The organism is Steroidobacter gossypii (genome assembly GCF_016801985.1).
Taxonomy (GTDB): domain Bacteria; phylum Pseudomonadota; class Gammaproteobacteria; order Steroidobacterales; family Steroidobacteraceae; genus Steroidobacter; species Steroidobacter gossypii.
Genome location: NZ_JAEVLS010000001.1, coordinates 1,547,468 through 1,573,974, shown reverse-complemented (window position 1 = coordinate 1,573,974; position 26,507 = coordinate 1,547,468). Strand labels below are relative to the sequence as shown.

At 62.7% G+C, this 26,507-nt stretch carries 25 protein-coding genes; 7 read left to right on the top strand and 18 right to left on the bottom strand.

What is annotated here, in order from left to right:
* Positions 1-48: 48 nt before the first annotated feature.
* The gene (locus tag JM946_RS06880) at positions 49-774 is read right to left on the bottom strand and encodes a 2OG-Fe dioxygenase family protein (RefSeq protein ID WP_203166406.1); all 726 of its coding nucleotides are present in this window, start codon (positions 772-774) and stop codon (positions 49-51) included.
* A 142-nt stretch (positions 775-916) separates the two neighbouring features.
* On the opposite strand from JM946_RS06880, the gene JM946_RS06875 reads away from it, so the two are divergent.
* The gene (locus JM946_RS06875; RefSeq protein WP_203166405.1) at positions 917-2,692 is read left to right on the top strand and encodes a M14 family metallopeptidase; all 1,776 of its coding nucleotides are present in this window, start codon (positions 917-919) and stop codon (positions 2,690-2,692) included.
* A 45-nt stretch (positions 2,693-2,737) separates the two neighbouring features.
* On the opposite strand, the gene JM946_RS06870 is transcribed toward JM946_RS06875, so the two are convergent.
* From JM946_RS06870 to JM946_RS06815, 12 genes are all read right to left on the bottom strand, one after another.
* A complete protein-coding gene (locus JM946_RS06870) occupies positions 2,738-3,217 on the bottom strand; it encodes a tetratricopeptide repeat protein (protein WP_203166404.1) in 480 nt (159 codons plus the stop codon).
* A gap of 182 nt (positions 3,218-3,399) precedes the next feature.
* Complete coding sequence (locus JM946_RS06865) at positions 3,400-3,822, bottom strand: hypothetical protein (protein WP_203166403.1); 423 nt, start codon at positions 3,820-3,822, stop codon at positions 3,400-3,402.
* 123 nt (positions 3,823-3,945) lie between these two features.
* The gene (locus tag JM946_RS06860) at positions 3,946-4,860 is read right to left on the bottom strand and encodes a 5'-3' exonuclease (protein ID WP_203166402.1); all 915 of its coding nucleotides are present in this window, start codon (positions 4,858-4,860) and stop codon (positions 3,946-3,948) included.
* Positions 4,854-5,408: an HNH endonuclease gene (locus JM946_RS31200; RefSeq protein WP_349263275.1), complete on the bottom strand. Its 555-nt coding sequence runs from the start codon at positions 5,406-5,408 to the stop codon at positions 4,854-4,856. Before JM946_RS31200 ends, JM946_RS06860 begins: the two co-directional genes overlap by 7 nt.
* A 180-nt stretch (positions 5,409-5,588) precedes the next feature.
* Positions 5,589-6,989, bottom strand: coding sequence for an efflux transporter outer membrane subunit (locus JM946_RS06850; protein ID WP_203166400.1), 1,401 nt, complete (start codon positions 6,987-6,989; stop codon positions 5,589-5,591).
* Entirely contained in the window at positions 6,976-8,124 is a 1,149-nt protein-coding gene (locus JM946_RS06845; RefSeq protein WP_203166399.1) for an efflux RND transporter periplasmic adaptor subunit, read from the bottom strand. The genes JM946_RS06850 and JM946_RS06845 overlap by 14 nt, the downstream gene beginning before the upstream one ends.
* Positions 8,111-11,299 carry an efflux RND transporter permease subunit gene (locus JM946_RS06840; RefSeq protein WP_203166398.1) on the bottom strand — a complete coding sequence of 1,063 codons (3,189 nt, stop codon included), beginning with the start codon at positions 11,297-11,299 and terminating at the stop codon, positions 8,111-8,113. The genes JM946_RS06845 and JM946_RS06840 overlap by 14 nt, the downstream gene beginning before the upstream one ends.
* Positions 11,300-11,376: 77 nt before the next feature.
* Positions 11,377-12,759, bottom strand: a complete 1,383-nt coding sequence (locus tag JM946_RS06835; protein WP_203166397.1) for a sensor histidine kinase — start codon at positions 12,757-12,759, stop codon at positions 11,377-11,379.
* The gene (locus JM946_RS31195; RefSeq protein ID WP_203166396.1) at positions 12,746-13,423 is read right to left on the bottom strand and encodes a response regulator transcription factor; all 678 of its coding nucleotides are present in this window, start codon (positions 13,421-13,423) and stop codon (positions 12,746-12,748) included. Before JM946_RS31195 ends, JM946_RS06835 begins: the two co-directional genes overlap by 14 nt.
* A 317-nt stretch (positions 13,424-13,740) precedes the next feature.
* Positions 13,741-15,174, bottom strand: a complete 1,434-nt coding sequence (locus tag JM946_RS06825; protein ID WP_203166395.1) for an NAD(P)(+) transhydrogenase (Re/Si-specific) subunit beta — start codon at positions 15,172-15,174, stop codon at positions 13,741-13,743.
* A 6-nt stretch (positions 15,175-15,180) separates the two neighbouring features.
* Positions 15,181-15,507, bottom strand: coding sequence for an NAD(P) transhydrogenase subunit alpha (locus JM946_RS06820; RefSeq protein WP_203166394.1), 327 nt, complete (start codon positions 15,505-15,507; stop codon positions 15,181-15,183).
* Between the two features lie 4 nt (positions 15,508-15,511).
* Complete coding sequence (locus JM946_RS06815; RefSeq protein ID WP_203166393.1) at positions 15,512-16,633, bottom strand: NAD(P) transhydrogenase subunit alpha; 1,122 nt, start codon at positions 16,631-16,633, stop codon at positions 15,512-15,514.
* A gap of 101 nt (positions 16,634-16,734) precedes the next feature.
* Between JM946_RS06815 and JM946_RS06810 the strand changes: the two genes are divergently transcribed.
* From JM946_RS06810 to JM946_RS31535, 6 genes are read left to right on the top strand one after another with little or no spacing between them, the layout of a single operon-like run.
* Complete coding sequence (locus JM946_RS06810; RefSeq protein ID WP_203166392.1) at positions 16,735-17,427, top strand: COG4648 family protein; 693 nt, start codon at positions 16,735-16,737, stop codon at positions 17,425-17,427.
* Positions 17,428-17,429: 2 nt separating this feature from the next.
* Positions 17,430-17,747, top strand: coding sequence for an ApeI family dehydratase (locus tag JM946_RS06805; protein WP_203166391.1), 318 nt, complete (start codon positions 17,430-17,432; stop codon positions 17,745-17,747).
* Positions 17,744-18,712, top strand: coding sequence for an LpxL/LpxP family acyltransferase (locus JM946_RS06800; RefSeq protein WP_203166390.1), 969 nt, complete (start codon positions 17,744-17,746; stop codon positions 18,710-18,712). Before JM946_RS06805 ends, JM946_RS06800 begins: the two co-directional genes overlap by 4 nt.
* Positions 18,672-19,304, top strand: coding sequence for a LolA-related protein (locus JM946_RS06795; RefSeq protein WP_203166389.1), 633 nt, complete (start codon positions 18,672-18,674; stop codon positions 19,302-19,304). Before JM946_RS06800 ends, JM946_RS06795 begins: the two co-directional genes overlap by 41 nt.
* Positions 19,301-21,634, top strand: coding sequence for an MMPL family transporter (locus JM946_RS06790; protein ID WP_203166388.1), 2,334 nt, complete (start codon positions 19,301-19,303; stop codon positions 21,632-21,634). Before JM946_RS06795 ends, JM946_RS06790 begins: the two co-directional genes overlap by 4 nt.
* Entirely contained in the window at positions 21,624-22,049 is a 426-nt protein-coding gene (locus JM946_RS31535; protein ID WP_203166387.1) for a hypothetical protein, read from the top strand. Before JM946_RS06790 ends, JM946_RS31535 begins: the two co-directional genes overlap by 11 nt.
* Here the strand turns inward: JM946_RS31535 and JM946_RS06780 are convergent.
* From JM946_RS06780 to JM946_RS06760, 5 genes are all read right to left on the bottom strand, one after another.
* Positions 22,033-23,652 (bottom strand): NAD(P)/FAD-dependent oxidoreductase, encoded by a 1,620-nt coding sequence (locus JM946_RS06780; RefSeq protein WP_203166386.1) that lies wholly within the window; start codon positions 23,650-23,652, stop codon positions 22,033-22,035. The two genes, JM946_RS31535 and JM946_RS06780, sit on opposite strands and share 17 nt — an antisense overlap.
* Before the next feature lie 21 nt (positions 23,653-23,673).
* Entirely contained in the window at positions 23,674-24,468 is a 795-nt protein-coding gene (locus JM946_RS06775; protein ID WP_203166385.1) for a beta-ketoacyl synthase chain length factor, read from the bottom strand.
* Entirely contained in the window at positions 24,465-25,649 is a 1,185-nt protein-coding gene (locus JM946_RS06770; RefSeq protein WP_230979464.1) for a beta-ketoacyl-[acyl-carrier-protein] synthase family protein, read from the bottom strand. The genes JM946_RS06775 and JM946_RS06770 overlap by 4 nt, the downstream gene beginning before the upstream one ends.
* A gap of 19 nt (positions 25,650-25,668) precedes the next feature.
* A complete protein-coding gene (locus JM946_RS06765) occupies positions 25,669-26,082 on the bottom strand; it encodes a hypothetical protein (protein WP_203166384.1) in 414 nt (137 codons plus the stop codon).
* A gap of 87 nt (positions 26,083-26,169) precedes the next feature.
* Positions 26,170-26,469: a phosphopantetheine-binding protein gene (locus tag JM946_RS06760; RefSeq protein ID WP_203166383.1), complete on the bottom strand. Its 300-nt coding sequence runs from the start codon at positions 26,467-26,469 to the stop codon at positions 26,170-26,172.
* Positions 26,470-26,507: the final 38 nt, after the last annotated feature.

The window sequence follows — 26,507 nt, the reverse complement described above, 5'->3', positions numbered from 1 at the left end:
GTACCTGTATCAGCAATACGCGATCGAGAGAAATTCTACGCCTGCCGGTCAGGAAGACGGCGACTGGAAGCCATGCTCACGGAACGTAAGCACCAGCGTGTCGCGCACGCCGCCAGGACCGTCGTTCTGGATCGGCGTGGTTTCGTGAATCACCTTGGCGTCGTCGAGCAATAACGCCGTCCAAGGTGAGCTCATGGTGAAGCGAACGCCCGAGATGCCTGCCGCTTCGAAGACTCGCGTCTCGCCACCGCGCACGTTGAATCGATTCACCAGGACCACGGCGACATAGTCGACGCCATCGCGATGCGCGCCTTCGGGCGTCGGCCGGCCGATGCCTTCCGCCGTGTCGATGCGAAACTGATGCGCTTCGATATACCAACGCGGCACCGGCCGCGCCCGAGCAAACAAGTCAGCCAGCCCGCTCACCAGGGCAGTCCACGCCGGAGCCTGCAGGACCTCGCCGGAGATCGGCTCGAACCAGCGTTCCATGCCGCCATGGAGAGCGTTGTATTCGGTGGGCTGCCAATGGGCGCGGTGTGGCGCCAGCTGCAAACTGTCATGCTCGTGAACGAAACAACTGTGACGGCGGAATCGGTAACGGCCACCGTCTCGCAAATGAGCATCGCGCGGCAGTTGGTTCCACGAGGGCGACAGGCTGCTCAGATCCTCGAGCCGGACCCGGCATTCCTCCGCCAGCTCCTCCGGCTGCAACAACACGCAGCCCACCTGGTGCAGTGTGGCTGCCGCGCCTTCATTCGATCGGATCAGTTTCAAGTCGGACTCCCGCCGACGGACAACAGCCGTCGACGCCGCAATTTTACCGCTACTGAAGCAAGAAACGGGACAACTTCGGGCAGCTCTATACAGTAATCTTGCGCGCCTTGTTTTCGCATTGGCCCGTTCACGGAAGCTCCCGATGATCCGTCATAAGTCCGCCGCGCTCGCCTTGCTGGCCTGCTCGTTCGCTCAGTTCGCCGTCGCCGCTGGGCCCGCCAGCTCGCTGCGCACCGTCGCCGAACAATCCGGCGACCGCCGCACCGGCCGCTATGAAGAAGTCGAAAGACTCTGTCCCGCGTTTCAAAAGCAATGGCCGCAACAGGTGCGCTGCTTCGAGTTCGGCCGAACGCCCGAAGGCCGACCCATGCTCGCGTTGGTGGCGTCGGCCGACGGCACTTTGGACGCTGCTTCGGCGCACCGCGCCGGGCGCCCGGTCGCGCTCATGCAGGGAGGCATTCACTCCGGCGAAATCGACGGCAAGGACGCCGGCTTCCTGGCCCTGCGCCAGATGCTCGACGGCTCGCTCGCCAAGGACGCGTTGAAGAACGTCACGCTGGTGTTCGTGCCCGTGTTCAACATCGACGGCCACGAGCGCTTCGGCCGCTGGAACCGCCCCAACCAGGTCGGGCCGGAAGAGATGGGCTGGCGCGTGACCGCCCAGAATCTCAACTTGAATCGCGATTATCTCAAGGCCGAGGCGCCGGAGATGCACGCCATGCTGCGTCTGTTAGGTGAATGGGATCCGATCCTTTACGTCGACCTGCACGTCACCAACGGCGCCAAGTTCGAACACGATATTTCATATAGCGTCGCGCCGACTCTCAATGGGCACGCGCCCATTCGCCAGGCTGCCGTCGAGGTTCGCGACGAGTTGATGAAGCGCGCGGCCGCCAAAGGCTCGCTGCCGCTGGACTTCTATCCTTCCTTCATCAAGGACGACGATCCGAGCACGGGCTTCGCCGTGTCGGTGGGCCCGAAGCGCTTCTCACAGGCTTACTGGGCCGGTCGCAATCGCATCGGCGTGCTGGTGGAAACGCATTCGTGGAAGGACTATCCGACCCGCGTGCGCATCACTCATCACACCATCATTTCGTTGATGGAAATGGCCGCGCGCGATGGCAAGAAGTGGCTCGCCGCCGCTCGGGCTGCGGACGCCGAGGCAGCGAAGATCGGCGGTTCCACTGTTGCGCTGACTTACACCAACACACCGCACGTTCGCACCATCGAGTTTCGCGGCTATGAATATGAGCGCAGGCCGTCTGCGATCTCCGGCACGTTGATGACTCGATACAACGACAAGAAGCCGCAGATCTGGCGCATTCCGTTGTACGACGAAGTCAAACCTGACATCACCGTAAGCGCACCGCTCGGCGGCTATGTCGTGCCCGCCAGCCACGCTCGGATGGTTGGCGACAAGCTGACTCTGCACGGCATCGAGTTTAGGACGCTGACTCAGCCGCTCCGCTCGGAAGTAGAAGTCTTCCGCGCCACCAAAGCCGCTCCCGCCGCCGCGACCTTCGAAGGCCGCAGTGTCTTCAGTGTCGAAGGCGACTGGAGCAAAGAAACCCGCGAAATGACTGCCGGCTCGCTGTTCGTTCCCATCGCGCAGGCCAAGTCTGAAATCCTGATGTCGCTACTGGAGCCTCGCGATCCGGATTCGATGGTGAGCTGGGGCTTCTTCGCCGCAGCCTTCGAGCGCAAGGAATATATGGAAGCGTACGTGGCCGAAGCGGTTGGCGAGCAGATGCTGAAAAAGGACCCGGCGCTGCGTCGTGAATTCCAACAGCGCCTGGAAGACCCCAAGTTCGCCAGCGACCCGAGCGCCCGCCTCGACTTCTTCTACCGCCGCCACTCATCGTGGGACGAGCGTTACAACCTCTACCCGGTGTTTCGCGTCGACGCCGAGCCGCGTTGATCGCTACGGGGCGGCAGGGATGTCGCCCCTCGTCGCGATCACGGCTCAGCTCTTGGCCAGCTTATCCGCCTTGGCCTCGTCCGCCTTGGCCTCGGCATCCTTCCCCATCTCTCGGTAGATGTCGGAGCGACGGTAATAGCCATCCGGCTCATTGGGATCGAGCTCGATGGCTTTGTTGGCGTCGGCGAGCGCCGAATCCGGCTTGTCCATGGAAATATAGATTCGCGAGCGATTCAGATATCCAAACGCATCGCTCGGCTCCAGCTCGATGTACTTGTTTGCATCTTCGAGCGCGGCATCGTACTTGCCCGACGAATCTCGCGCCCTGGATCTCAGCATGTACAACTCCGCTCGCGTCGGTGCTGACTCGATCGCCTTGCGGAGCAGGTTCTCCGCCTCGCGCGGCTGACCTTTCTGCAGGGCCTTCTGCGCCTGCGCCATCATCTCGTCGACGGCTTTGTCCTGCGCCAACGCCAGCGGCGCCGCGAATAGCCAGGCGCCTGCGAGCAGACTGGCGGCCACCATCCTCAATTCCGGGAGAGAAGTAAACGCAACCATAACGACCCCCTGACTTTGCCGAAATGCTTGCCGAGTTGTGATAGCCGATCCCGTGACCTCCGCAGCCGGCGAATCCGCGGCTCACGGCTGACTCCGTCCCGCGACATTATGCGCTCACATTTGAAACCCCAGGTATCCATCCAGCGCGATCAAGCACACTTTTGCGCTCGGCGCTGCTCGACCAGCTGCCGCTGCCGAGCCTTCAGCCGCTCACCTTCCTCGACGCCATAACCCGCCCGCATCTTGGCGCGAACAGCACGTAATCCCCGGTCGAGCCTGGCGCAATCGCTTCGCCGCTCGTTCGGGTCGAGCACCTTGCTGGCCTTGGAACGTCGGGGCTTGGGAGGCTTGGCAGAGGGTGACGGCGAGGCGCGATCGGCCACCGGTTCCGGGGTATAAACCGTCACGCGACTGTCATCGATTTCGTGGGGATCCGCACCCGCCGCGCACGCGCGGTCCGAATACACCACCCCAGCCGGCCCCTCGCAGCGATAGATGACGGGTTGCGCTTCGAGCAAGGGCGCAAGCAACAAAGCTCCCAGTAGGCGAAGAACATGCGTCGTGGCTTTCATGGCAGCTCCTGAGACGGGACATCCAGGATCGCCGGCCGACGCCGTCGAGAATCGCTGGATAACGGAGCTTTTCCCCGGGCAACTGCGTACCCGCGGCAATAAACAGACGCTAGCGGGCCCGCCTCAGTTCAGCGCCGCGATGCGCTCGGCCTGATTGCGGAGCAGGCGCCCGAAGCCGACGGTGTCATAGAACTTGTTGAGATCGCCCAGATCCGGCGGCCGCCGCCGCAACTGCCCCAGTTCCACATCCAGCGGCATATCGCAGGCAATTTCGGTGAGCTGCCGGGCCAGGAACGCAGCCTCGCGATAGTCGCGCAGCTGCCCGCACACGAACCCGGCATTGCGCAGCTTGATCTTCAACACGCGATCCAGGTCGTCGTACAGATGACTCAGCGACTCGAAGTGATGTAACAACGTCGAAGCGGTCTTGCGCCCGACCCCGGGCACGCCCGGGATGTTGTCTACCGCGTCGCCCATCAGTGCGAGGAAACAGGCCATGCGCTCGGCGCGCACCCCGAAACGTCGCGGGATGTCGTCGTAGCCGAAACGCTCGTCGCCGAGATAATCCCAGTATTCATCGCCCGGCCGCACCAGCTGTGACAAATCCTTATCTCGCGTCACGAGCACGACTTTACGGCCGGCGGCGCGGGCGCGAGTGGCAAGCGTGCCGATGATGTCATCGGCCTCGTATTCGCTGCTGACAAAGGAAGCAATGCCCAGCCCGGCGCACACGCGCTGACACTGCAGGAACTGACGTTTCAACTCGACCGGCGCCGGCTCGCGATTGGCCTTGTACGCCGGATACAAGCGATTGCGAAACGAAGTCACCAGGCTCGCATCGAATGCCACCGCGATGTGCTCGGGGCGCACGCGTTCGATCAAGTCGCCGAGGAAGCGACTGAAGCCATGCAACGCGTTGACCGCGTTGCCATCGGGATCCACCAGCTCGATGGGGACGGAATGCCAGGCACGGAACACGAACACCGATGCATCTATGAGATACAGCGGCTGGGAAACCAGGGATTGAGTATTCAGCACTGCAATTTGAGGCGGGCGTGCAACGGGCTGGAGCGAGGAAAGTGCGCGAGCAGATATTCCATCTGGTCCGCCAGCACCCGACGACCTTTGAGATAAATGTACTCGGCGTACGTCGGCTTGAACGGCACGGCGATCAGCTGCAGGCCGGCCTGTTCCGGAGTCTTCGACGCCTTCAGATTGTTACAGCGACGGCACGCCGTCACCACGTTGGTCCATAGATCCAGCCCGCCCTGACTCAGCGGACGAATGTGATCCCGCGACAGCATGCTCGAGGGAAACCGCTGCCCGCAGTACATGCACAGATGCGCGTCGCGTTTGAACAAGGTCTGGTTGTTCAGCGGCGGCGTGTAATCGTGACGCAGGTTGCCGGGATTGTGAGTGTGACCGATGGTGGCGATGATGGAATTCACTTCCACCACGGTTTGCAATCCGGAGCGGGCGTTGGTGCCGCCGAGCAGCCGGTACAACTGCGTGCCGCAGGTATAGGCCACCTGTTCCGTGTGATACAGCCGTACCGCGTCCCGGTAGTCTATCCACTCCAGGGGCATTCCCGAGACGTCAGTCCGCAGGATCTCTTGGGTCAAGTTGTACAGGTGAGGTTGCACGACTCGGACACGACAAGGGCCGGTGACGTAAGATACGCGACTGTTGTGTAAAGATTCAACGGGACAAGTATTTCAGCTTAAAGACTAATGTATCAGCTGTTTCACCGGGACCACGCGGGCGCTTCAGCCCTCCCAGCCGCCGCCCAGGGCGCGGATCAGGGCCACGCTGGCCCGTAATTGTCGTGTTTCCAGGTCAAGGGCGTCGCGCTGGGCATTCAGGGCGACGGTCTGGGACTGCGCCACTTCCAGGTAGCTGACCGCACCCTCACGATAGCGGTTCATGGCGAAATCCAGAGATTGCTGGGCCGAAGTGACTGCCGAGCGCTCGGCCTCTGCGGCGCTCCCGTAGTGATGCAGCAGGGCCAGGCTGTCTTCAACGTCCTGAAAAGCGGCCAGTACGATGCCTCGGTAGGCCGCGCCCGCCTCTTCCAGCACGGCCCTGGCTTGCTCCATGCGCGCCCGACGGCGACCGGCGTCGAACAGCTCGAGCAGCAAGGTCGGGCCGACCGACCAGGCGGCATTCGGGGCGGTCAGCCAATCGCTCGAGCGAGTGCTTTCGAAGCCATACAGGCCATTCAGCGTGATGAAAGGGAAATACGCCGCACGAGCCACACCCACACTGGCGTTCGCGGCTGCCGTTCGGCGCTGTGCCGCGGCGATATCCGGCCGGCGTTGCAGCAGGTTGCTCGGCACGTCGCGAGGGATGCGGGGTAGTTGCAGGGGAGCCGAGCGGGGCTCCAAGGAGAATTGCGAGGGCGATTCCCCCACAAGGGCAGCGATGGCGTGTTCGAGCGTCGCGCGTTGAGCCTGGTTCTGCGACCTCTGCGATCGTGCCGTATCCAACTGCGTCTGCGCTCGCGCGACGTCGAGGCCGGATACGATGCCGGCGTCGTGTCGCTCCTTGGTGAGCGACAAAGCGCGCTCGTAAGCAGCGACGGTATCGGCCAGCAATGCCGCTTCTCTATCAAGCCCATAGAGCGCGATGTAGTAATCGGCCAGTTGAGCTTGCAAGCTCAAGCGCGCCGACTCCAGGTCCGCCGCGGCCGCGCTCGCTTCGAGATCGCCGGCGGCGACGTCATTGCGAACTCGTCCCCAGAGATCGAGTTCATAGGCAGCTTCGAATCCTACGCCGTAAGCGTTGTAATAACGAGGCGCTGCTTGCCCGGCCGGCGGACGAGTTTCCGACTGCCTTGCGCGAACACCGTCGGCGCGCAGGCCGAACGAAGGAAACAAACCGGAACGCAACTGATCCGCAAACGCCTTCGCTTGGTTGTAGCGCGCCAGCGCGGCCTGCAGATCCGGGCTGTTGCGAATCAGTTTCGCTTGCAGGTTGTTCAGTTCGGCATCGCCGTAAGCCTGCCACCAGGCATCGCGCGGCAAACGATCGGCCGGCGCGGCCTCCATCCATGGCGCCGGCTCCTTGTAGGAATCGGCAACGGGAACCTCGGGCAATTCCAGTTTCGGCGCGAGCGAGCATCCCGCCAGCGCGAGCGCCGCTACGATCGAAAGCTCAACTCGACGCATTGGTTTCGAGCACACGCACGGCGCTGCCTGCGATCAAACCGTCGGGTGGCGTGGCGATCACACGATCTTCGGGATCCAGGCCGGTGGCCACTTCGATGAAGGCGCCGTGATCGCGAGCGATGCTGATCGGCTTCATGACCACGCGATTGTCGGACCCCACGGTGGCGACGCGCAGGCCGGCTTGATCAAAGATCAGAGCGCTCGCCGGCACTCGCAGCGACTGCGCACCGCCAGCCAGCTCGAAGCTGACGCTTGCATAACCGCCAGGCAACAACTCGCCTGACCGGTTGTCGACGATGAGCTGCATCAGCGTCGTGCCAGTGGCGACATTCACGGCGCGCGCCGACCCCTCCACGCTCGCCGAATATTCCTTGCCCGGCTGATCGGGCACAGTGATCGTCGCCTTCGCATCCATGTTGAGTTGACTCACATACACCTGCGGCACGTTGACATACACCCGCAGCCGACCGGTATTCGAAACAACAAACAATTCCCGGCCCGAGCCACCGCCCGCGGTAATCAGCTCGCCGATATCGGTGTTGCGCGCGGTGACCACACCATCGAACGGCGCCACGATGCGTGTAAAGCCTTTCATGGTCCGCAACCGCTCGACGTTGGCTCGCTCCGCTTTCACCAGCGCTTGCTTAGCCGCGAGATCGCCGACCTTCTCTTCCACCTCCTGACGCGACACCGAATCGCGACCGAGCATGGACTGCCAGCGCTTGGCGGTACTGGCGGCGAGCGCTGCATTGGCCTCGGCGCTGGCGAGATCCGCTTCCGCTTGTAACAACTGCTGCTCGATGTCCGGCGCTTCGATTTCCGCCAGGAGTTGCCCCGCCTTCACCGGCGTGCCGATATCGACCTTCCACGACTTCAAGTATCCCGACACACGCGCGTGCAGTGGCGCACGCGACAACGCTTCTAAACGACCGGGCAACTCGAGGCGCGCAGCTGCATCACCTTTGGTGGGAGTGACTATGGCGACGGTGGGAATCGCCTGCTCTTCGGTCCACTCGCTCAGTTCGCGACGATCGCTGACGCGCACTCCAATTCCGGACACGACGATCACGACCGCGATGACGGCGATGACGATGCCTGCGCGACGTAGCGCACGATGGGAATCAGTGGGCGGCATGAGGCTCTCCGGCAAACGACGGATCCGTGTCCGGCTTGCGGGCGTAATGACGATGCACGATGCTGAAAACGACAGGAACGAACATGAGCGTGGCCACGGTGGCGAAGATCAGCCCACCGATCACGGCGCGACCCAACGGCGCGTTCTGCTCGCCGCCTTCGCCCAGGCCGAGCGCCATCGGCGCCATGCCGATGATCATGGCCAGGGCCGTCATCAGCACCGGACGGAAACGAACGAAGCCGGCGTCGATGGCAGCCGCAATCGGATCGGCCAGTTGCTCCAGCCGTTCGCGCGCAAAGCTCACGACGAGCACGCTGTTGGCCGTGGCCACTCCCATACACATGATCGCGCCGGTCAATGCCGGCACCGACAGCGACGTGAATGTCGTGAACAACATCCACACGATGCCAGCGAGCGCGGCAGGCAAGGCGCTGATGATCACCAACGGATCGCTCCACGACTGAAAATTCACCACCACCAGCAGATAAATCAGCACGATGGCGCCGATCAGCCCGAAGATCAGTCCGGAGAAGGAGCTGTCCATGGTGCGCGCCTGGCCCAGCAGCTCTACCGATGAGCCTTTGGGCAACTCCTCGGCGTGCGCGTCGATGATCTCTCGAATACGTGAAGCCACCGAGCCGAGGTCGGCGCCCTGAGTGGTGGCGTATATCTGCACCATCCGTTGAATGTTGTATTGGGAGATCACGCCGCTCGAGGTGGTGCGCGTGATATCCGCGATGCCACCGAGCAGATGCGAAGTTCTGGAATTTTCACCCGTCACCGGCAGGGTCGCGAGCGAGCTCAGCTCATCCATCCTGTACTGCGGCGTCTGCATGACGATGGGGTACTGAATGCCGGTTTCCGGATTGAGCCAGAACGTCGGCGCGACCTGTACCGAGCCGGCCAGATTGACCACCATGCTGTTGGTCACGTCGCGCTCGGTCAGGCCCGAGAATTGCGCCCGAGTGCGATCGACATCGACGTTGAACGTCGGCAGGCCGCGCGCCTGTTGAATGCGCGCGTCGGCAACACCCGGGATGCGCTTGATATCTGCAAGCAAGCGTTCGGCATAAGCATAGTTCGCCGCCAGATTGTTACCGCGGATCTGCACGTCGATGGGCGCCGGCGAGCCGAAGTTCAGGATCTGACTGACGATGTCGGCGGGGGTGAACGAGAAACTGGCGCCGGGAAAGCGCTTGGGCAATTCCTCTCGCAACCTGCGGACATACTCCGCGGTGGGCTGGTGCTCTTCCTCCAACGTCACCTGGATGTCGCCATCCTGCGGACCGATGGTGCCGGTGTTGTTGTAGGTCATATTGATGCTGGAGAACGGCATGCCGACGTTGTCGACCAGCAGCATCAGCTCATCCGGCGGAATGATCTGACGAATCACGTCCTGGATGCGGGCCGACAGGTTGGCGGTTTCTTCGACGCGCGTGCCCGGCTGCGCGCGGAAATGGATCATGATCTGGCCGGAGTCCACCGACGGGAAGAAATTGCGCCCCAGGAACGGCACGAGCAGAAACGAGGCGAGCACGAACAGCATGAATCCGGTAACGAACACACGCCGGTGGGACATCGCCAGCGACAGCAACTCTTTGTAGCTGCCGCGGAACCGCTCGAATCGCGCGGAGAACGACCGCTGAAACTTCACCAGCGGATTGGTGGAAGATGCCGTCGCATCTTCATGCGAGTGTGGCCGTAACAAATACATCGCCATCGTCGGCACCAGCGTGCGCGACAGGATGAACGAGCACACCATCGCGAAGATCACGGCCAACGCCATGGGCACGAACAGAAAGCGCGCCACGCCCTCCAGGAAGAACATGGGCACGAACACGTTACAGATACACAACAGCGAGACGAACGCGGGAGTGACGATTTGCGCCGCGCCGTCGAGGATGGAAGTCTTCACATCCTTGCCGTGCTCGAGATGCCAGTTGATGTTTTCGATGGTGACGGTCGCGTCGTCGACCAGAATGCCGACCGCCAGCGCCAGGCCGCCGAGGGTCATGATGTTCAAGGTCTGTCCGGTCATCGACAGCAGAAATACCGAGCCCAGCACCGCCAGCGGAATCGACGTGGCGATGATCACGGTCGAGCGCCAGCTGCCGAGGAACAACAGGATCATCAGGCTGGTGAGCACGGCCGCGATGGCGCCTTCGACCACCACGCCAGTGATGGCGCTGCGAACGAAAATGGATTGATCGCCGATGGGCTTGATCTGCATCGCGTCGGGCAGTTGCGCCTTGAGCTGCTCGGCCTTGTTCTTGATGCCTTCGATCACCGCCAGAGTCGAGGCGGAACCGTTCTTCAACACGTTGATGAGCACTGAACGTCCGCCATCTACATGCACGATGTTGGTCTGCGGTGCATTGCCGTCGCGCACGTGCGCTACATCGCGCAAATACACCATCGCGCCGTCGACCAGCCGAATGGGCAGGCGACCCAGATCTTCGATCGCGGACGGACTGTTATTCAGGTTGATGACGTACTCGAACCCGCCGATCTTTTGAGTGCCCACCGGCGTGATCAGATTCTGCGCCGCCAGCGCATTGGCGACATCCGTTCCCGACAAACCGCGCGCTTGCAACGCGGTGGGATCCAGATCGATCTGGATCTGGCGGTTCTTGCCGCCGAAGGGAAACGGAATGGCCGCGCCAGGCACCGTCACCAGTTGCGTGCGAATCGTATTCAAACCGAGGTCGGCAAGCTGCTGCTCGGTCATGCCTTCGCCCGACAACGCCAGCTGCAGGATCGATACAGTCGACGCGTTGTAGTTGAGGATCATCGGCGGATTCACGCCCGGCGGCATCTGTCGCAGGATGGTCTGCGCGATGGCCGTCACCTGCGCGTTGGCAGTGTTGATGTCCGCGTTCGGCTGGAAAAAGATCTTGATGACACCGAAGCCGGTATACGAATTCGCTTCGATGTGCTCGATGTCGTTGACCGTGGTGGTCAGGGTGCGCTGGAAATTGGTGGTGATGCGCCCCGCCATGCCGTCCGGCGGCAGGCCGGTGTATTGCCACACCACGCTGATGACCGGAATGCGGATGTTCGGAAAGATATCGGTGGGCGTGCGCAGGATGGCCAGCACGCCAAAGATGAGGATGAGCAGCGCCAGCACCACAAAGGTGTACGGGCGGCGCAGAGCGATTTTGACGATACCGAGCATGCGGAGCCGACGATCCTGGAACGACCATTATGGGTCGGCTCGTCGCCGCTTCGGACATGCCGCAGATGAAAGGTTTTTTAGGCGGCCGCCGCCGGCCCGCACGACAGCGAGAACCAGGCGCCGCCGCTGGGATTGTCGATGATCTGCAATTTGAAGCCGTGCAGTTTGACGATGGCGGCCACGATGGACAGGCCGAGCCCCGAGCCGGAAACATCCTTGCTGGTGCACGTGCCGCGGTAGAACCGCTGCAACACCACGTCACGCTCTGTGGTGCAGATGCCGGGACCGCTGTCGATCACGTCGATGCGCACGCCTTCGGCGGCGTCCTGCGTCAGGCGCAGATGGATGCTGCCGCCGGTCGGCGTGAACTTGATGGCGTTGTCGACGATGTTGGAGACAGCCTCCAGCAGCAAATGCGGATCGCCGCGAACCAATGGAATATCGTGCGCCACCTCGAACGAGAAGGTGATGTGCTTGTCTTCGGCCAGCGGGGTGTAGATCTCGCGCACGTGATCGATGGTCTTCACCAGATTCACATCGGTGAAGCCGGCGCGACGGTGCATATCTTCCAGCTCCGAGATACGCAACAGCGCGCGGAAGCGATCCAGCAACGAGTCCACATCGGAGATGGCATGCTCCAGCACAGCGCGATGCGCGGTTTCATCGGCCGCCTCACGGTGCATGCGATGCAACTGCGTGCGTAGACGAGTCAGCGGCGTGCGCAAATCATGCGCGATGCTGTCGCACACCCCTTTGACTTCGCTCATCAGGCGCTCGATCTCTTGCAGCATCGAATTGACGATGCCGGCCAGCATGTCGAGCTCGTCACGACGCTCCGAGATCGGCAGCCGCTGATGCAAATCGCCGCGCATGATGGGTTGTGCGGCGGACTCCAAAGCACGAATCCGTCGCAATGGGCCTCGCGCCAGCCACAACCCGCCGATCAGGCCGGGAATGACGGTGAGCGACAGGCCCCACAACAGCGATCGATAGATGATGGCGTTGACTTCATCCACCACGCTGGTGGCGCGCGCCAGAATCAAAACTTCGCCCGTGTCGAGCCGCGTCGCCAAGCCCCGCGAGCGGATCGGTCGCTGGTCGCCTTCCTTGCGGACACCGCCAGGCAGGAAATGAACCACGCCATCCAGCGACACGCCGCCCGGCATCTGCTCGATGTTGCCAACCAGCTTTCGACCCTGCTGATCGAACAGTCCGTACAGCATCACACCCTGCAGATCCAACGCGACGGTCTGCGCCATGGCCTCGGGCAAGCGCTGCCGGTCGATGTGATTCAGATAATGCATGCGCTGGCGCAGGATCTCGTCGACCACACCGGACAAATAGCGCTTGGTGTCGTACTGCACCCAGCCGACCAGCAGCACGCTCCACAAGATGAATAGCAGGCCGTAGATCGGCAGCAGCCGAACCGTGCTGACGCGTGACAGCTCAGCGAGCTTCAAGCACGTACCCTGCTCCGCGAACGGTGTGGATGAGCGGCTCCCGTTCGGGCGGATCGAGCTTGCGGCGCAGCCGGCCAATGTGCACCTCGATGACGTTGGTGCCGGGGTCGAAGTGATAACCCCACACGGCCTCGAAGATCATGGTGCGCGTCAGGACGCGGCCACTGTGACGCATGAGGAATTCGAGCAGCCGGAACTCGGTGGGCAACAGATCCAGCAGCGTGCCGCCGCGGCGCGCGGTGCGATCGATCAGATCGAGCTCGAGATCGCCGACCCGCAGCACCATGGGTCGCGACGCGTTCGCGTGCCGGCGCAGGAGCACTTCGATGCGCGCAGCCATTTCGTCGGGATTGAAAGGTTTGGTGAGATAGTCGTCGCCGCCAGCCCGCAGGCCCCGCACTCGCTCATCGGCGTCCGACAGCGCACTGATCATCAGCACCGGCGTCTGCACACCGGATTCGCGCAGCCGTGTAACAAGGGTCAGACCATCCATGCCAGGGAGCATGCGATCGAGCGTGATGGCGTCATAAAAACCCCCTCGCGCGCGCTCAAGCCCGGTGTTGCCGTCACCGACCCACTCGGTCTCCAACCCGTACCGCTGCAACTCCGCCCCGATTTCATCGGCGGTCACGCGGTCGTCTTCGATGATGAGTACTCTAGCCACCGCTCCAGCCACAGCATCACGGAACCGCCAGCCTACCGCCCCCGCTCGGCACCGGCAATTAAGGATGCTTTAACAAGCGCGGCGTTCGCTTCGCTCCGCCTGAAGAGATCTGACCTTCCACCCCGCGCCGCGGAGGCTGTGCCGGGGTAGGTTCTCCCGGCAAATGGATAAAACAGGGACGTTTTTCCGTTAGCAGCTACATGGACGTAACGCACGGACCACGCTACGCGTGGGCCGGGCGGTGCGCGGTGCCGGGAGGACCTACCCCGGCACAGCCTCAGCCCCAATCGAAGCCACCCTCTTAAACGACGCCGAGATCAGTGCCCGCCGCCCTCGAGCGACTTCACGGCCTGAATCATCGCCACCATGACCTTCTGCGCATCGCCATACACGAGGTTGCAGTTGTCCGCGAAGAACAATTCGTTCTCCACGCCCGAGTAACCTTTGCCCTGGCCGCGCTTGACGACATAAACCTGCTTGGCCTGATCGACGTTCAGGATGGGCATGCCATAGATCGGGCTGGACTTGTTGGTGCGCGCCGCCGGGTTCACCGTATCGTTCGCGCCGATGACGATTGCCACGTCGGCTTCTTTGAACTCACCGTTGATGTCTTCCAGATCGTAGATCATGTCGTACGGCACACCAGCCTCGGCGAGCAGCACGTTCATATGGCCGGGCATGCGGCCCGCGACCGGATGAATGGCGAACTTCACCTCCACTCCCGCATCCGTCAGCAACTTCACGAACTCATAAAGCTTGTGCTGAGCCTGCGCCACCGCCAGGCCGTAACCCGGCGCGATGATGACCTTCGACGCATAACGCATGTTGATCGCAGCGTCGCCCGCCTCGGCCGGCTTCTGCGAACCTTTGATTTCGCCTTGGCTCTCCCCGCCAGCATCGCCGAAGTTGCTGAAGATCACATTCGACACACTGCGATTCATCGCTTTGGCCATCAGCAGCGTAAGCAACGTACCCGCCGAGCCCACCACCATGCCCGCGATCATCAGCGCGGGGTTCTGCAACACGTAACCTTCGAAGCCCACCGCGAGACCCGTGAACGCGTTGTACAGCGAAATCACCACCGGCATGTCCGCGCCGCCGATGGGCATCGTCATCAACACGCCGAAAATCAGCGCGCCGATAAAGAACGCCGCGACCACACCCGGATGCGCGTGGCCATGCGCCACGAACACGATGTAAATACCCACTCCGAGCGTCGCAAGAAACACGATGCCGTTGAATATCTGCTGGCCGCTCATGCGCCAAACGCCATTGATGCGGCCATCGAGCTTGGCCCACGCAATCAACGAGCCGGACAGCGACACCGAGCCAATCAACGCGCCCGCGATGGCCAGCATCAGCGGAATCGTTTGATGAACCGCGTTGGTTCGTAACAACTCGACCGCCGCAATCGCCGCGGCCGCGCCACCGCCCATGCCGTTATACAAAGCAACCATCTGCGGCATGGCCGTCATCGCGACTCGTTTGCCGCTCCACCATGCCCAGCCGGTGCCGATCACCAGTGCTGTCAACGCGAGCACGACGTTGGTGCTCAAGTGCGGGAGTGCAGCGTCGTTGACGCCAAAGTAATAAAGGAAGCTGGCCAGCACCGCGACCAACATGCCCGCGCCGGCCACCACGATGCCCGAGCGTGCCGTCACCGGCGAGGACATGCGCTTCAAACCGTAGATGAACAGAAACGCCGCGGCGAAATAGCTGGCGTCGATGATGAATTGCGGAGTGAGGTTCATGGGCGCTTATGCCTTCTTCTGGTCGCCAGCGCGCTTTTTGTCGCTGGGTTTGAACATTTCCAGCATCCGCTCGGTGACGACGTAACCGCCGGCGGCGTTGCCCGCGCCGAGCAGCACGCCGACGAAACCGATCACCTGCTCCACAGTCGATGTCGCGTTGAGCAGCGCGTACATCGCGCCGACCACGACGATGCCGTGCACGAAGTTCGAACCCGACATCAGCGGCGTGTGCAGAATCGCCGGCACGCGACCGATGATTTCGTAGCCGGTGAAGGCGGCGAGCATGAAAATGTACAGGGCGACGAAGCCCGTCAGCGTGGTAGCGAGATCCATAGGTTCACCCGACAACTTTCTGTGCGGCTTCGTTGACGATCTTGCCGTCGTGCGTGAGCGCGGTCTTGGCAATGATCTCGTCGGCCCAGTCCAGCTGGATGGCGCCTTCCTTGAGAAACAGCTCGATCAGATTGAACTGATTCTTGGCGTACAACTCGCTGGCATGCTCGCCGAGCAGGCTGGGAACGTTGAGCGGCGCCACGATGGTCACCTGACCGACCTGGATGGTCTCGCCCGGCTGGGTGTATTCGCAGTTGCCGCCGCCTTCCGCCGCCAGATCCACGATCACGCTGCCGGCCTTCATGCCGTCCACCTGCGCCCTGTTGATCAGCTTGGGCGAGGGCCGGCCTGGAATGGCGGCCGTGGTGATGATCATGTCGGCTTGCTGAATATGTTTGGTGACGACGCTGGCGATCTTGTCTTTTTCTTCTGGAGTCAGCTCACGCGCGTAGCCGCCGGCGCCGCGTGCATCCACGCCGGTATCGACGAACTTCGCACCGAGGGACTCGGCTTGTTCCTTGGTTTCCGGTCGCACGTCGTAGCCTTCCGTCATCGCGCCGAGGCGACGCGCCGTCGCGAGCGCCTGCAGGCCGGCGACGCCGAGGCCCATCACCAACGTGCGCGCCGGACGAATCGAACCGACGGCCGTGGTCATCATCGGCAGAATGCGCGCCAGATGCGTGGCTCCCAACAGCGCGGCGTAATAACCGGACAAGGTGGCCTGGCTCGACAGCGCGTCCATCGCCTGTGCGCGAGAGATACGCGGCACCAGCTCCATCGCCAGACTGGTGATGCGCCGGTCGCGGAGCAGCCTGGTGAGATCCGCTTCCTTGTGCGCATAGACAAATGAAATCAGGATGGCGCCCGGCTTCATGGCGTCGACGACGGCCGCTTCCGGTGGCTGCACGCTCAGCACCACGTCGGCGTCGCGCACCAGCTCGAGCGGATCGGCGCTGAATTTCACATTCTTGAACGCGGCATCGGCCAGTTTGACGGCCGTGCCGGCGCCGGCCTGCATGTGAATTTCGGCGCCCAGCTTGCTCAGCTTGTCGGCGACGCTCGGGACCATGGCGACACGTTTTTCGTTGGCGCGCGTTTCTTTCAGGACGGCTATCTTCACCGGCATGCCGAGCAGACCTCCCCCAAACCAGTTCGCCTGCGGATAAAAATTCCCGCCATTGTGGATGCCTTGCCCGCGCTCGGCAACACGCGCATTCTTCGCCACCGATGTCCAACATCAGCCGCTACAAGGCCGTTTCGGCGCTCGCTTACCCGCTGGTCGCTCACTTCGCCGTCATCCACAACAGCATGGCGCTGATCGTGGTCGCGCTGGCGCTGCTGGTTCTAGTACCCATGTTGCCGGCCTTGGCTCGCGGCAGCGTCGCGGCGTGGCTTGCCGTGCCGCCGATCGCCGCTTGCCTGTGGTGGCTGTCTCGCTCCACGCACGCGACGCTGCCGCTGTATATCGCACCGGTACTGGTTCCAGGATTCATGGCCGGCGTATTTGGCAGCACCCTCACCGCCAGGCAGACGCCACTCATCGAACAGCTGATCCGCCTCATCGACCCGGAAGAGCCGGAGCCCGCGGTGCTCGATTACGCACGCAAGCTCACCCTGGGCTGGACGGTGCTGTTCGTGGCGCTGTCGGTCACCAACCTGGTGCTGGCGCTGCTGGCCAAGCCCGATGGGCTGCTGCTGGCGAGCGGCGTCACGCCGCCAGTGACGGTGCCGCAGGAATGGTGGTCGTTGTTCGCCAACGTGATCGGCTATTTGCTGGTCGCGGCGTTCTTCCTGATTGAGTACGCTTATCGCCACCGCCGCTTTCCGCGGCAACCCTACCGAAACATGCTGGACTTTTTTCTACGTGTGCTCGCGGCCATGCCGCGCCTGGTCAGCAACGCCGCTGGCCCTCGCCGCTGAACATGAGCGCCGCCGCCCACGCAACGGTTCTGCGCATCGACGCGAATCATCCTTCGCTGCCCGGCCATTTTCCGGGACAGCCCATCGTGCCCGGGGTGGTGCTGCTCGACTGCGTCCTGCAGGAGGCCGAGCGCTGGCTGCAGCGACCGATGCGAGTGCTCGCGCTGCCCAATGCCAAGTTCACTGCGCCGCTACTGCCCGGTGAAAGCGCCGATTTGCAGCTGAAGCTCGATGCCCGGGAACTGCGCTTCAGCTTGAGCCGTGACGGCGCAGCCATTGCTCAAGGTCTGTTTAGCATCGCCGAGCCCGCGCAGCCGTGAAACAACAATGGCTGGATCGTCCCGAAGCCGGCTCGCCGTTCGGGTATCGGCTGATCAGCACGTTCGCCCTGCTGTGCGGACGCACCGCCGCGCGTCTGGTGCTGTTCCCCATCACTGCTTTCTTCCTGGCGAAACGCGGGCCCGAGCGGCGCGCTTCCCGCGAATATCTGCAGCTTGCGCTGGGCCGCAAGGTGCGCCTGCTGGATGTGGCCAAGCAGTTCTACACATTCGCCGCCGTGATCCTGGATCGCGTGTTCCTGCTGTCCGAGCGCTTCAAACGTTTCGATATCCGCGTGCACGGCCTGGACGAATTGCGCGCGCAGTGGGAAAAGAAACAGGGTGTGCTGGTGCTCGGCTCGCACCTGGGCAGCTTCGACGCCTTACGCGTGCTGGCCGAATTTCGCCGCGATGTGAAAGTTCGCGTGGTGCTGGACGTCGAACAGAACCCGGCGCTGACCCGCATCCTGAATGCGCTCAATCCCGAGCTGGCGCGCTCCATCATCAATGCCCGGCAGGACGGCGCGGTCACGGCGCTGGCCATCAAGGAAGCGCTGGACGAGGCCGCGCTGGTGACGTTGCTGGTGGATCGCGCGCGGCCCGGCAACCAGGTCACCATCGCCGATTTCCTGGGACGCCCGGCGCCCTTTCCCACCGGGCCCTGGCAGATCGCGGCGGCTCTCAAAGTGCCGGTAGTGCTGTGTTTCGGCTTGTACCGAGGCGGCAATCGCTACGATCTGTATTTCGAAGTATTCGCCGAGACTTTGCGGGTGGAACGGGCCGACCGCGAGGCGAGTCTCAATGCCATCGTGCAACGTTTTGCAGACCGGCTGGCCCACTACACGCGCGGCGCGCCGTACAATTGGTTCAACTTCTATGACTTCTGGCAGCTCAATTCGCACTCGGATTCTGGCGGCCCTGCTCGCGATGTGCCTGCACGTCCCGGCGTGGAGCGCGGCTCAGAGTGATTCGACTGCAGGCGATATCGAGTCGACCGAGCAGCGCATCGATGCACTGATCGCGCGTCTGGCGAAGCCCGCGCCGGCGACCATCTCGTTCACGGAAGTGCGTTTCTCCACGCTGCTCAAGACGCCGCTGATCGTCTCGGGCGATCTCGGTTATTCCGGTCCGGAGAGTCTCGATCGGCGCGTGACCACACCTTACCGGGAACACACTGCAATCCGCGGCGAGTCGGTGAAGGTGGAACGCGAGGGCGAAAAGCCGCGCAGCTTTGCTTTGAAACATGCACCGGAACTCAGAGGCCTGCTGTCCGGCTTTTCGGCCATGTTGCTGGGTGACGCCGCCGCGTTACGCAAGTCCTTCAATGTCGAGCTCGGCGGCGACGACGACGCATGGTCGCTCAAGTTGACTCCGGCTGATAGCAAGCGCAGCCGCCGACTGCGACAGATCGAAGTCACTGGCCGGCAGAGCGAGCCGCGCTGTTTCACCATGACCCTCGCCGACGGCGGCTCGAGCGTGTTGCTGCTCGGTAACGCGGCCATGGAGCCCGTGGCCTCCGATGTGACTGCCATTGCCTTGCAGCGGCGCTGCGCCGAATGAAACTCACGCGCTTCGCGCTGCTGCTGCTGTTCCTATGGATCGCGCTGCTGGCCGGCCTCACCTGGTTCGTGCAGCAACAATTGCAGATCGGCACCGACCTGCGTTTGTTTCTTCCCAGTCCGACGACTCCCGAACAACAGCTGCTGTTGGAAGAGATCGGCGAAGGGCCCGCTTCGCGGGTGATGGTGATCGCGCTCGAAGGCGCAACTCCCGAGCAACTTGCCGACAGCTCACGCTCACTGGTCGAGCGCTTGCAAGAGAGTCCGTACTTTCGTCTGGTGACCAACGGCGAGGTGTCGCTCGATAGCGTGCCGGACGACTTGCTGTCGTATCGATATCTCCTGTCGCCCACCTTGGATGAGCGAGCCCTCGACGCGAAATATCTGCATGCGGAGCTTCAGGCGCGCGCCCAAGACCTGGCCTCGCCGGCCGGAGCGTTTCTCGAACCCTGGCTGTCCCGCGACCCCACGCTTGAACTGCTCAAGGTCATGCAACGATGGCAGCCGATGCAGGAGCCGAACCGGCTGTTCGATGTGTGGTTCGACGCCAAGGGCGAGCAGGCCTTGTTGCTTGCACAGACGCGCGCCGCGGCCTTCGATCCAGACCAGCAACGCGTGGCGGTCGATGCACTGAATGCCGAAGCCGAGCGGCTGGCGCGCGAAGATGGCGTGAAGATGACCTTCAGCGGCGCGGGCAAGTTCTCAGTGATGATGGAGGAGCGTACCCGAGGCGAAGCTCAGCAACTCGGCACAGCTGCGACCATCGGCATGATCGTGCTGTTGTTGATTGCCTATCGTCGCATCGGCAGCGTCGTATTGAGCGCGCTGCCACTGGCCAGCGCCGGGCTGGCCGGCCTTGCCGCCGTTAGCGCCTTGTTCGGCACGGTTCATGGCATCACGCTCGCGTTCGGCTTCACCCTGATCGGCGTGGCGCAGGACTACCCCATTCATTTGCTCAGCCATCGTCACGCGACCCGCACTCCGGTCGAAGTCGCCCGAGACATCTGGCCGACCCTCGCCACCGGTGTGGCGAGCACGTGCATTGCCTATCTCACATTCCTGTTCTCGGGCGTCGTCGGGCTCGCACAGCTCGCATGTTTCACGGTAGCCGGCCTGGCGGTGGCGGGCCTGACCACTCGATATGCCTTGCCGGTGCTGATGGCTCCGACAGGACGGGATTTCGGCGATTCGGTCTGGCTCGACCGGCTGTGGCGACGGATGGAGCGATTACCTCGCCCTGTTTGGGCGGGTGCAGTAGCGATTGTCGCGGCCTTGGCTGCCATCGTGCTTGCGCCGCAGCCGATGTGGGAAAGCGATCTGAGCAAGCTCACGCCCGTCCCCAAGGAGTTGCTGATCCAGGATCAGGCGTTGCGCTCGGAACTGGGCACGCCGGATGTTCGCTACCTGCTCGTCATCGATGCCGCGGATGCCGAGTACGCGTTGCAACGTCTCGAGCAACTCGATGAATCGTTGCAAGCGCTGGTTGCAGAGGACGCGATCGCCGGCTATGACCACGCAGGGCGCTATCTACCCACCGCGGAGAAACAACGGCAGCGACAAGCTCGACTTCCGGAACCCGCCACGCTGCGCGCCGATGTCGCTGCTGCCGTGAGAGACACACCATTCCGCCCCGACGTGTTCGAGCCGTTGCTGGAAGACGTCGAGAGGGCCCGGCATCTTCGCATCCTGACCATCGAGCAATTACGCGACTCTCCGCTCGGCGTCAGCGTAGATATGCTGCTGACTCAGCATGGCGATCGGACCACGGCGCTGGTGACATTCAGCGGCGTTCGAAATGTGGCGGCCCTGCAGCGCTTCGCCGCTGCGGCTGGCGCGGACGTGACGCTGCTCGACACCAAGAACGCATCGGAAACGTTGGTGACCCACCAGCGAGTCAAGATCCTCTGGAGTCTGGCGGTTGCCGCCGTGCTGCTGGCGGCGGTCGTGACATTCTCATTGCGGCGAGCATCGCGCGTATATCGCGTGCTTGCGCCGATGGCTTTGACGACTTTGCTCATCATCGGCATCTTGCAGGCAGCAGGCGTGTCGATGACGCTGTTTCATCTGATCGCCCTGATCCTCGCCGCCGGGCTTGGGCTGGACTACGCGTTGTTCTTCGAACACGCGGCCGACGACCCGATGGAGCAGCGGCGCACTTTGCATGCCTTGCTGGTCTGCTCGGCCTCGACGCTCATGGTGTTCGCACTGCTGGCCACCTCGACGCTCCCGGTGCTGCGAGCCATCGGCTTGACGGTGTCACTGGGCGTTGTTTCTAATTTCGTGCTCGCATTACTGTTGACCCGACCGTCTGCCGCCACTCATGTCACGTGACGACATCGCTGCGCTGATTCCGCATCAAGGCGGCATGTGCCTTTGGGAGCACGTCGTCGAGTGGGATGACGCGCGCATCGTACTGGAAACCCGCAGTCATCAGGCTACGGATAATCCATTGTGCTCGAATGGTCGATTACGCTCGGTGCATTTGTGCGAATACGGGGCGCAAGCCATGGCTGTACACGGAGCATTGAAGGCTGCGCCAGAGCGAGCGCCGCCCGGCATGCTGGTATCGCTGCGTTCCGTAACGTTCGCGCGCGACTACATTGACGACTTATCCGGCGCGCTGCGCGTCGAAGCTGTCTGCCTGCAGGCCGGAGAGTCGAGCCAGCAGTACAGCTTCAAAGTCACTCACGGCGATGAAGTGGTGGCGGAAGGCCGAGCCGCCGTGCTGCTCAAGCTGCCCGGGTAAACAGCAACGACTCCGGCGCCGTCCCAGATTCCGGGCTCAACAGCTTGCGAACATCACTGCTGTCGAGCGACGGATGCTCGGAGCAAGCGCGCTCGATGATCTCCATCGCAAGCGAGTCCAGCAGCGCCGTGTACTCGATCATTCGGGCGCGGAACGCCTCATCGTCGAGCTCATCCCGCAGGCCGCGATTCAGCTCGGCGAACCACGGCAGTGACGCCTGATCGAGCAACACCGCATCGTTGCGACGGCCGCTGAGCCGCGACCACTCGCGCATGAACTTCTGCATGACCAGGTTCAAGTCGCGCGAGTGATTCAACTGGTCCGAGAGCCGGCTCAGGCTGTTCATATCCGTCAATCGGCCCTGGAAGAACAACTGGCACAGCACGCCCCAATAGTAGGTGTAGTCCCAGATCACTTTGACCGGCATCACCTCGGGATCGCCGAACATCGCGTACTGATCGGTGTACAGCGACAGCGTGCTCTCGTAAAACGAGAAATACAGCTGCTGATACACATGCGCGCGCCCGTTGATCAACTCGCCTTTGAGATCGCGCGCGATCAGATCGGTGATGTAGGTGTTGCTGATGCCGATGAAGTCGCTGCCCGGCGAGTAGAACGGATCGAGAAACACGCCAGCCTCGCCGGTCAACGCCCAGCGATCGCCAGAGAACACCTGCTTGCAGCCGTAGGAGAAATTGCGCAGGAAACAAAAATCCTGCAGCAGGTGCTGTTTATCCTGCAACTCGCGCGCCAGTCGGGGTTGATGCACGCGAAACCATTCGAGGGCTTTCTCGAAGGTGTTCATGGTCTCCAGCGGATGCGCGACGGCGTCGCAGACGATGCCTACCGAATGCGAGCCCGACGAGAGCGGAATCAACCAGGCCCAGTAGCCTGCGCCGCACAGATGATTGGTGGATAGCCAGCGATACGGCGGATCGCAGCGCCCGAGCCAGGACGAATCCGAGGACCACTCGTCCACGTCGATCCTGGCGCCGATGCGAAACCACACGGCGTTGGCGTTGTGAGCATTGTCCTGCTGCAAGCCCAGCTTGCGCTTGATCAAGCCCGCGCGGCCGGAGGCATCGATCAACCAGCGCGAACGCACTTCATGCTGCACGCCGTCGAGTTCATAACGCACGCAATGTGCGGAGGTTTGTGAACCCATGTCGAAACTGCGCACCACCGCGCCGTCGATGAATTCGACGCCGAGCTCGCGCACATGCTCGCCCAGATAGTTCTCGAATATGCCGCGATCCAGCTGATAACTCGGCGTGGACAGATAGCGACTCGCGCCCAGCTCGGTGACCTGGTCCAGGTCTTCGCGACCTTCGGAAAAGAAAAAGCGGAAGCCGAATTTCTTCAGCTGGTGAGCAGTCAGATGTTCCTTCAGACCCAGTACGGTGTCGAAGTAATGCGCACCGATTTCAACCGACGACTCGCCCACCTTGTGCGCGGCCGGCGGCACCGGATGCCGGCGGCGCTCGATGATCCGTACCGACAAGGTGGGAAGCTGCCGGCGAAGTTGAATCGCGAGCGTCAGCCCTGCCAGCCCGCCGCCCAGGATCACAACGTCGACAGCAGCGCCTTCGCTCGGTGTACTCATGTGCTTCGCTGCGTGAATCGATCAGTTTACTTGGACGTTCAACGCCATTTGTTTACTCAACGCCAGACACAAGGTCCGAGGCTGTGACATGGCGAGGATTTCGAAGAACGGCAAACAGGGCGCCAACGCATTGTCTGCGACCAGTGGAGCAGCCGCTGAGCGCGGCGCTGTCGGACGAGACTCGGCCACAGACTCGGTGGTAAGAATCAAGCTGCGTTGTTTCTGAGCGGCGCTGGCAGGCGCGAGCACCAAAGCCGCACCCAGCAGGCCGCGACTCGGCGCCATACTCGCGAGCGCGCCTTTAGCTTCGATGTCGAACGCGACGTACAACACCGGTCGCTCTTCACACGCCGCTTGAGTCGCCGCTTCGATCAACCCCGCACCGAACGTGTACTCGTAGGCGCTGATCGCGGTGTACGGCGCGAGACTGCCCGTGCCGATACTCCAGTAGCCCGCCGCGGCATTGTGGACCGAGTTGTGAAACTTGATCGGCGAAATCAACGCAGGCGTGGCCGCCAGGGTCGAGCACATGTAATCGCTAATCGCGAGATCGCCGTGAGTCGAGGCGAACACCGAGGGCAGGTCCGAAGGCTTGCGCCCCGCCGCCTCGCAGGCGCGACCTGCCACTTCGAGCGCTACAGCCACTGTATCGGGGGCACGGCGGCGCTCGGTCGGAGCCAGTAACGTCGGTGCTGGTCGAGCGCTGGCCGCTTCCGGCGGCGCCTGTTCGCCGCGGATGACGGCGCGCGCCAGGTCCCAACCCGGCAGTCGTGAGGCCCAGAAGGCGACGCCTTCGATCGCGACCTGCAATGTCATCGATCTCTCCCGAACACCAGCACGCAATTGCTGCCGCCGAAGCCGAACGAGAAGCTCAACGCATGGCTCGCCTCACGTTGTAGGTTGTCGCGCCGGATCTGCGGACCGCAGGCGAGATCGGGAATATTCAAGTTCAACGTGCCCGGCAACAGCTGATGCTCGAGCGCGAGCAGGCTGATGGCCGCCTCCACGATGCCGGCCGCGCCGAGCGTATGGCCCGTCCAACCTTTGGTCGAGCTGGCGCAGGTCGTTGCCGGAAACAGATCGGCCACGAGCTTGGCTTCCACCTCGTCGTTCTTCTGGCTCGCGGTGCCGTGCAGATTGATGTAGTCGATGTCGCTCGGCTGCAGCTCGGCGCGCTGCAAAGCATCGCTGAGCGCCAGCCGTGCCCCCAGGCCTTCGGGATGCGGCGTCGACATGTGGTGAGCATCGTTGGATTCGCCGTAGCCCAGCAGCCACGCCCCGCTCGGCGCTTGTTTCTCCAGCAAGGCAAAACCGGCCGCCTCGCCTAGATTGATGCCACGACGCTGGACATCGAAGGGACGACAAGGCTCCGGCGACACCAGCTCGAGCGAGTTGAAGCCGAACAGAACACTGCCACACAAGGTATCCACACCGCCCACGATGGCAGCGTCCGCGATGCCGGTGCGAATCAAACGTTCCGCCTGAGCGAATACTTTGGCGCTCGACGAGCACGCCGTCGCCACGGTCACGCTGACGCCCGTCAGGCCGAGCGCGTGTTGAACGAAATCACCCAGGGAGTGCGGGGTATGAATGATGGGCCGGCGCAGATCCACGGGATAGCGCCCGTCGGCATCGAGCCGTGCGTACGCTTCTTCGCTGGCGCCGATGCTGGAGGTCGACGTGCCGACCACGACAGCGACGCGCCCAGCTCCGTAACGATTGCGCGCTTCGCGCGCAGCTTCGATGAAACCATCCGCCACCAGCCCGCGCCAGGCGAGACGGTTGTTTCGACAATCCCAATCGGCGAGCTCGGTTGGCAGCGCCTGTTGTTCCAGCCCGGCCACGCGCCCGATCCAGGTCGGGATGGGCGAGGAGCCGAAGTCGTTCTGGGTGAGGCCGCTGCGACGCTCGCGAAGCGCCGCGAGCGTCGCCGCACGTCCTTCCCCGACCGCGGAGCACAGTGTGTAAGCAGTAATTCTCAGTGGTCGGGATGGCATCGCCGGATTCGATGACGGGCTATTCGCCCGCCAGCAGCAGATTGCGGTTGATGTCGGTCACCAGGTTCTGGATCCAGCTCAGATAATTGCGGTGAATGACCTTGACGCCCTTTTTCTCGGCGTACATCAGCTCGCTGGAATCGAGGTAGCGGACCGCCACCTTGGAGGTGTCGTAAGGAATTTCGATCTTGGCCATGTGGGTGCGCAGGTTGAGCGTGGCGGTGATCTTGCCGGGCTGGTCCTCGGTAACCACCCAGGTGCGGCCCACCAGCGCCGCCTTGATGGCCTTGCTGACTTTGGCCTCGGTGAGGCCGGCCGGGACGGCAATCGGTTCCGGATCCACCAGCGGCACCTGGCGCGCGCCCATCAAAAGCGCGAGCACCGGCAGCAGCAACAGACCGGACCACCATCGAGCACGCTGAGAACGAATCATGACGAGACTCCCTTTTTAGGTTGTGTGATCAATCCAATGGGCCGCCGGCCGGAGCAAGGTCAGCAGGCCACGCGCCGGCGAGGCGCCTCAGCCAGTGACCCGATGCGTCTGGATGTGCGCGGCCAGCGAGCGCAGCGAGCTGAAAATGCGGACATTGTTCTCATCGTCCGAGCGCAGCTGGAAACCGTAGCGCTTGGAGATTTCCAGCGCCAGCTCCAGGGCGTCGATGGAGTCGAGTCCCAGCCCGGTCTTGAACAACGGCGCTTCCGGATCGATCTCCGCCGGCGCCACGCCTTCCAGGTTGAGCGCGTTGACGATCAGTTCGGCCAGCTCGAGCTCGGCCGGCGACTGAGCAACGGGATGCTGTGATGATTGAGTTGCTGACATGAACGGAACAGGCCCTGTACTTAAGGCTGAATTGAGCG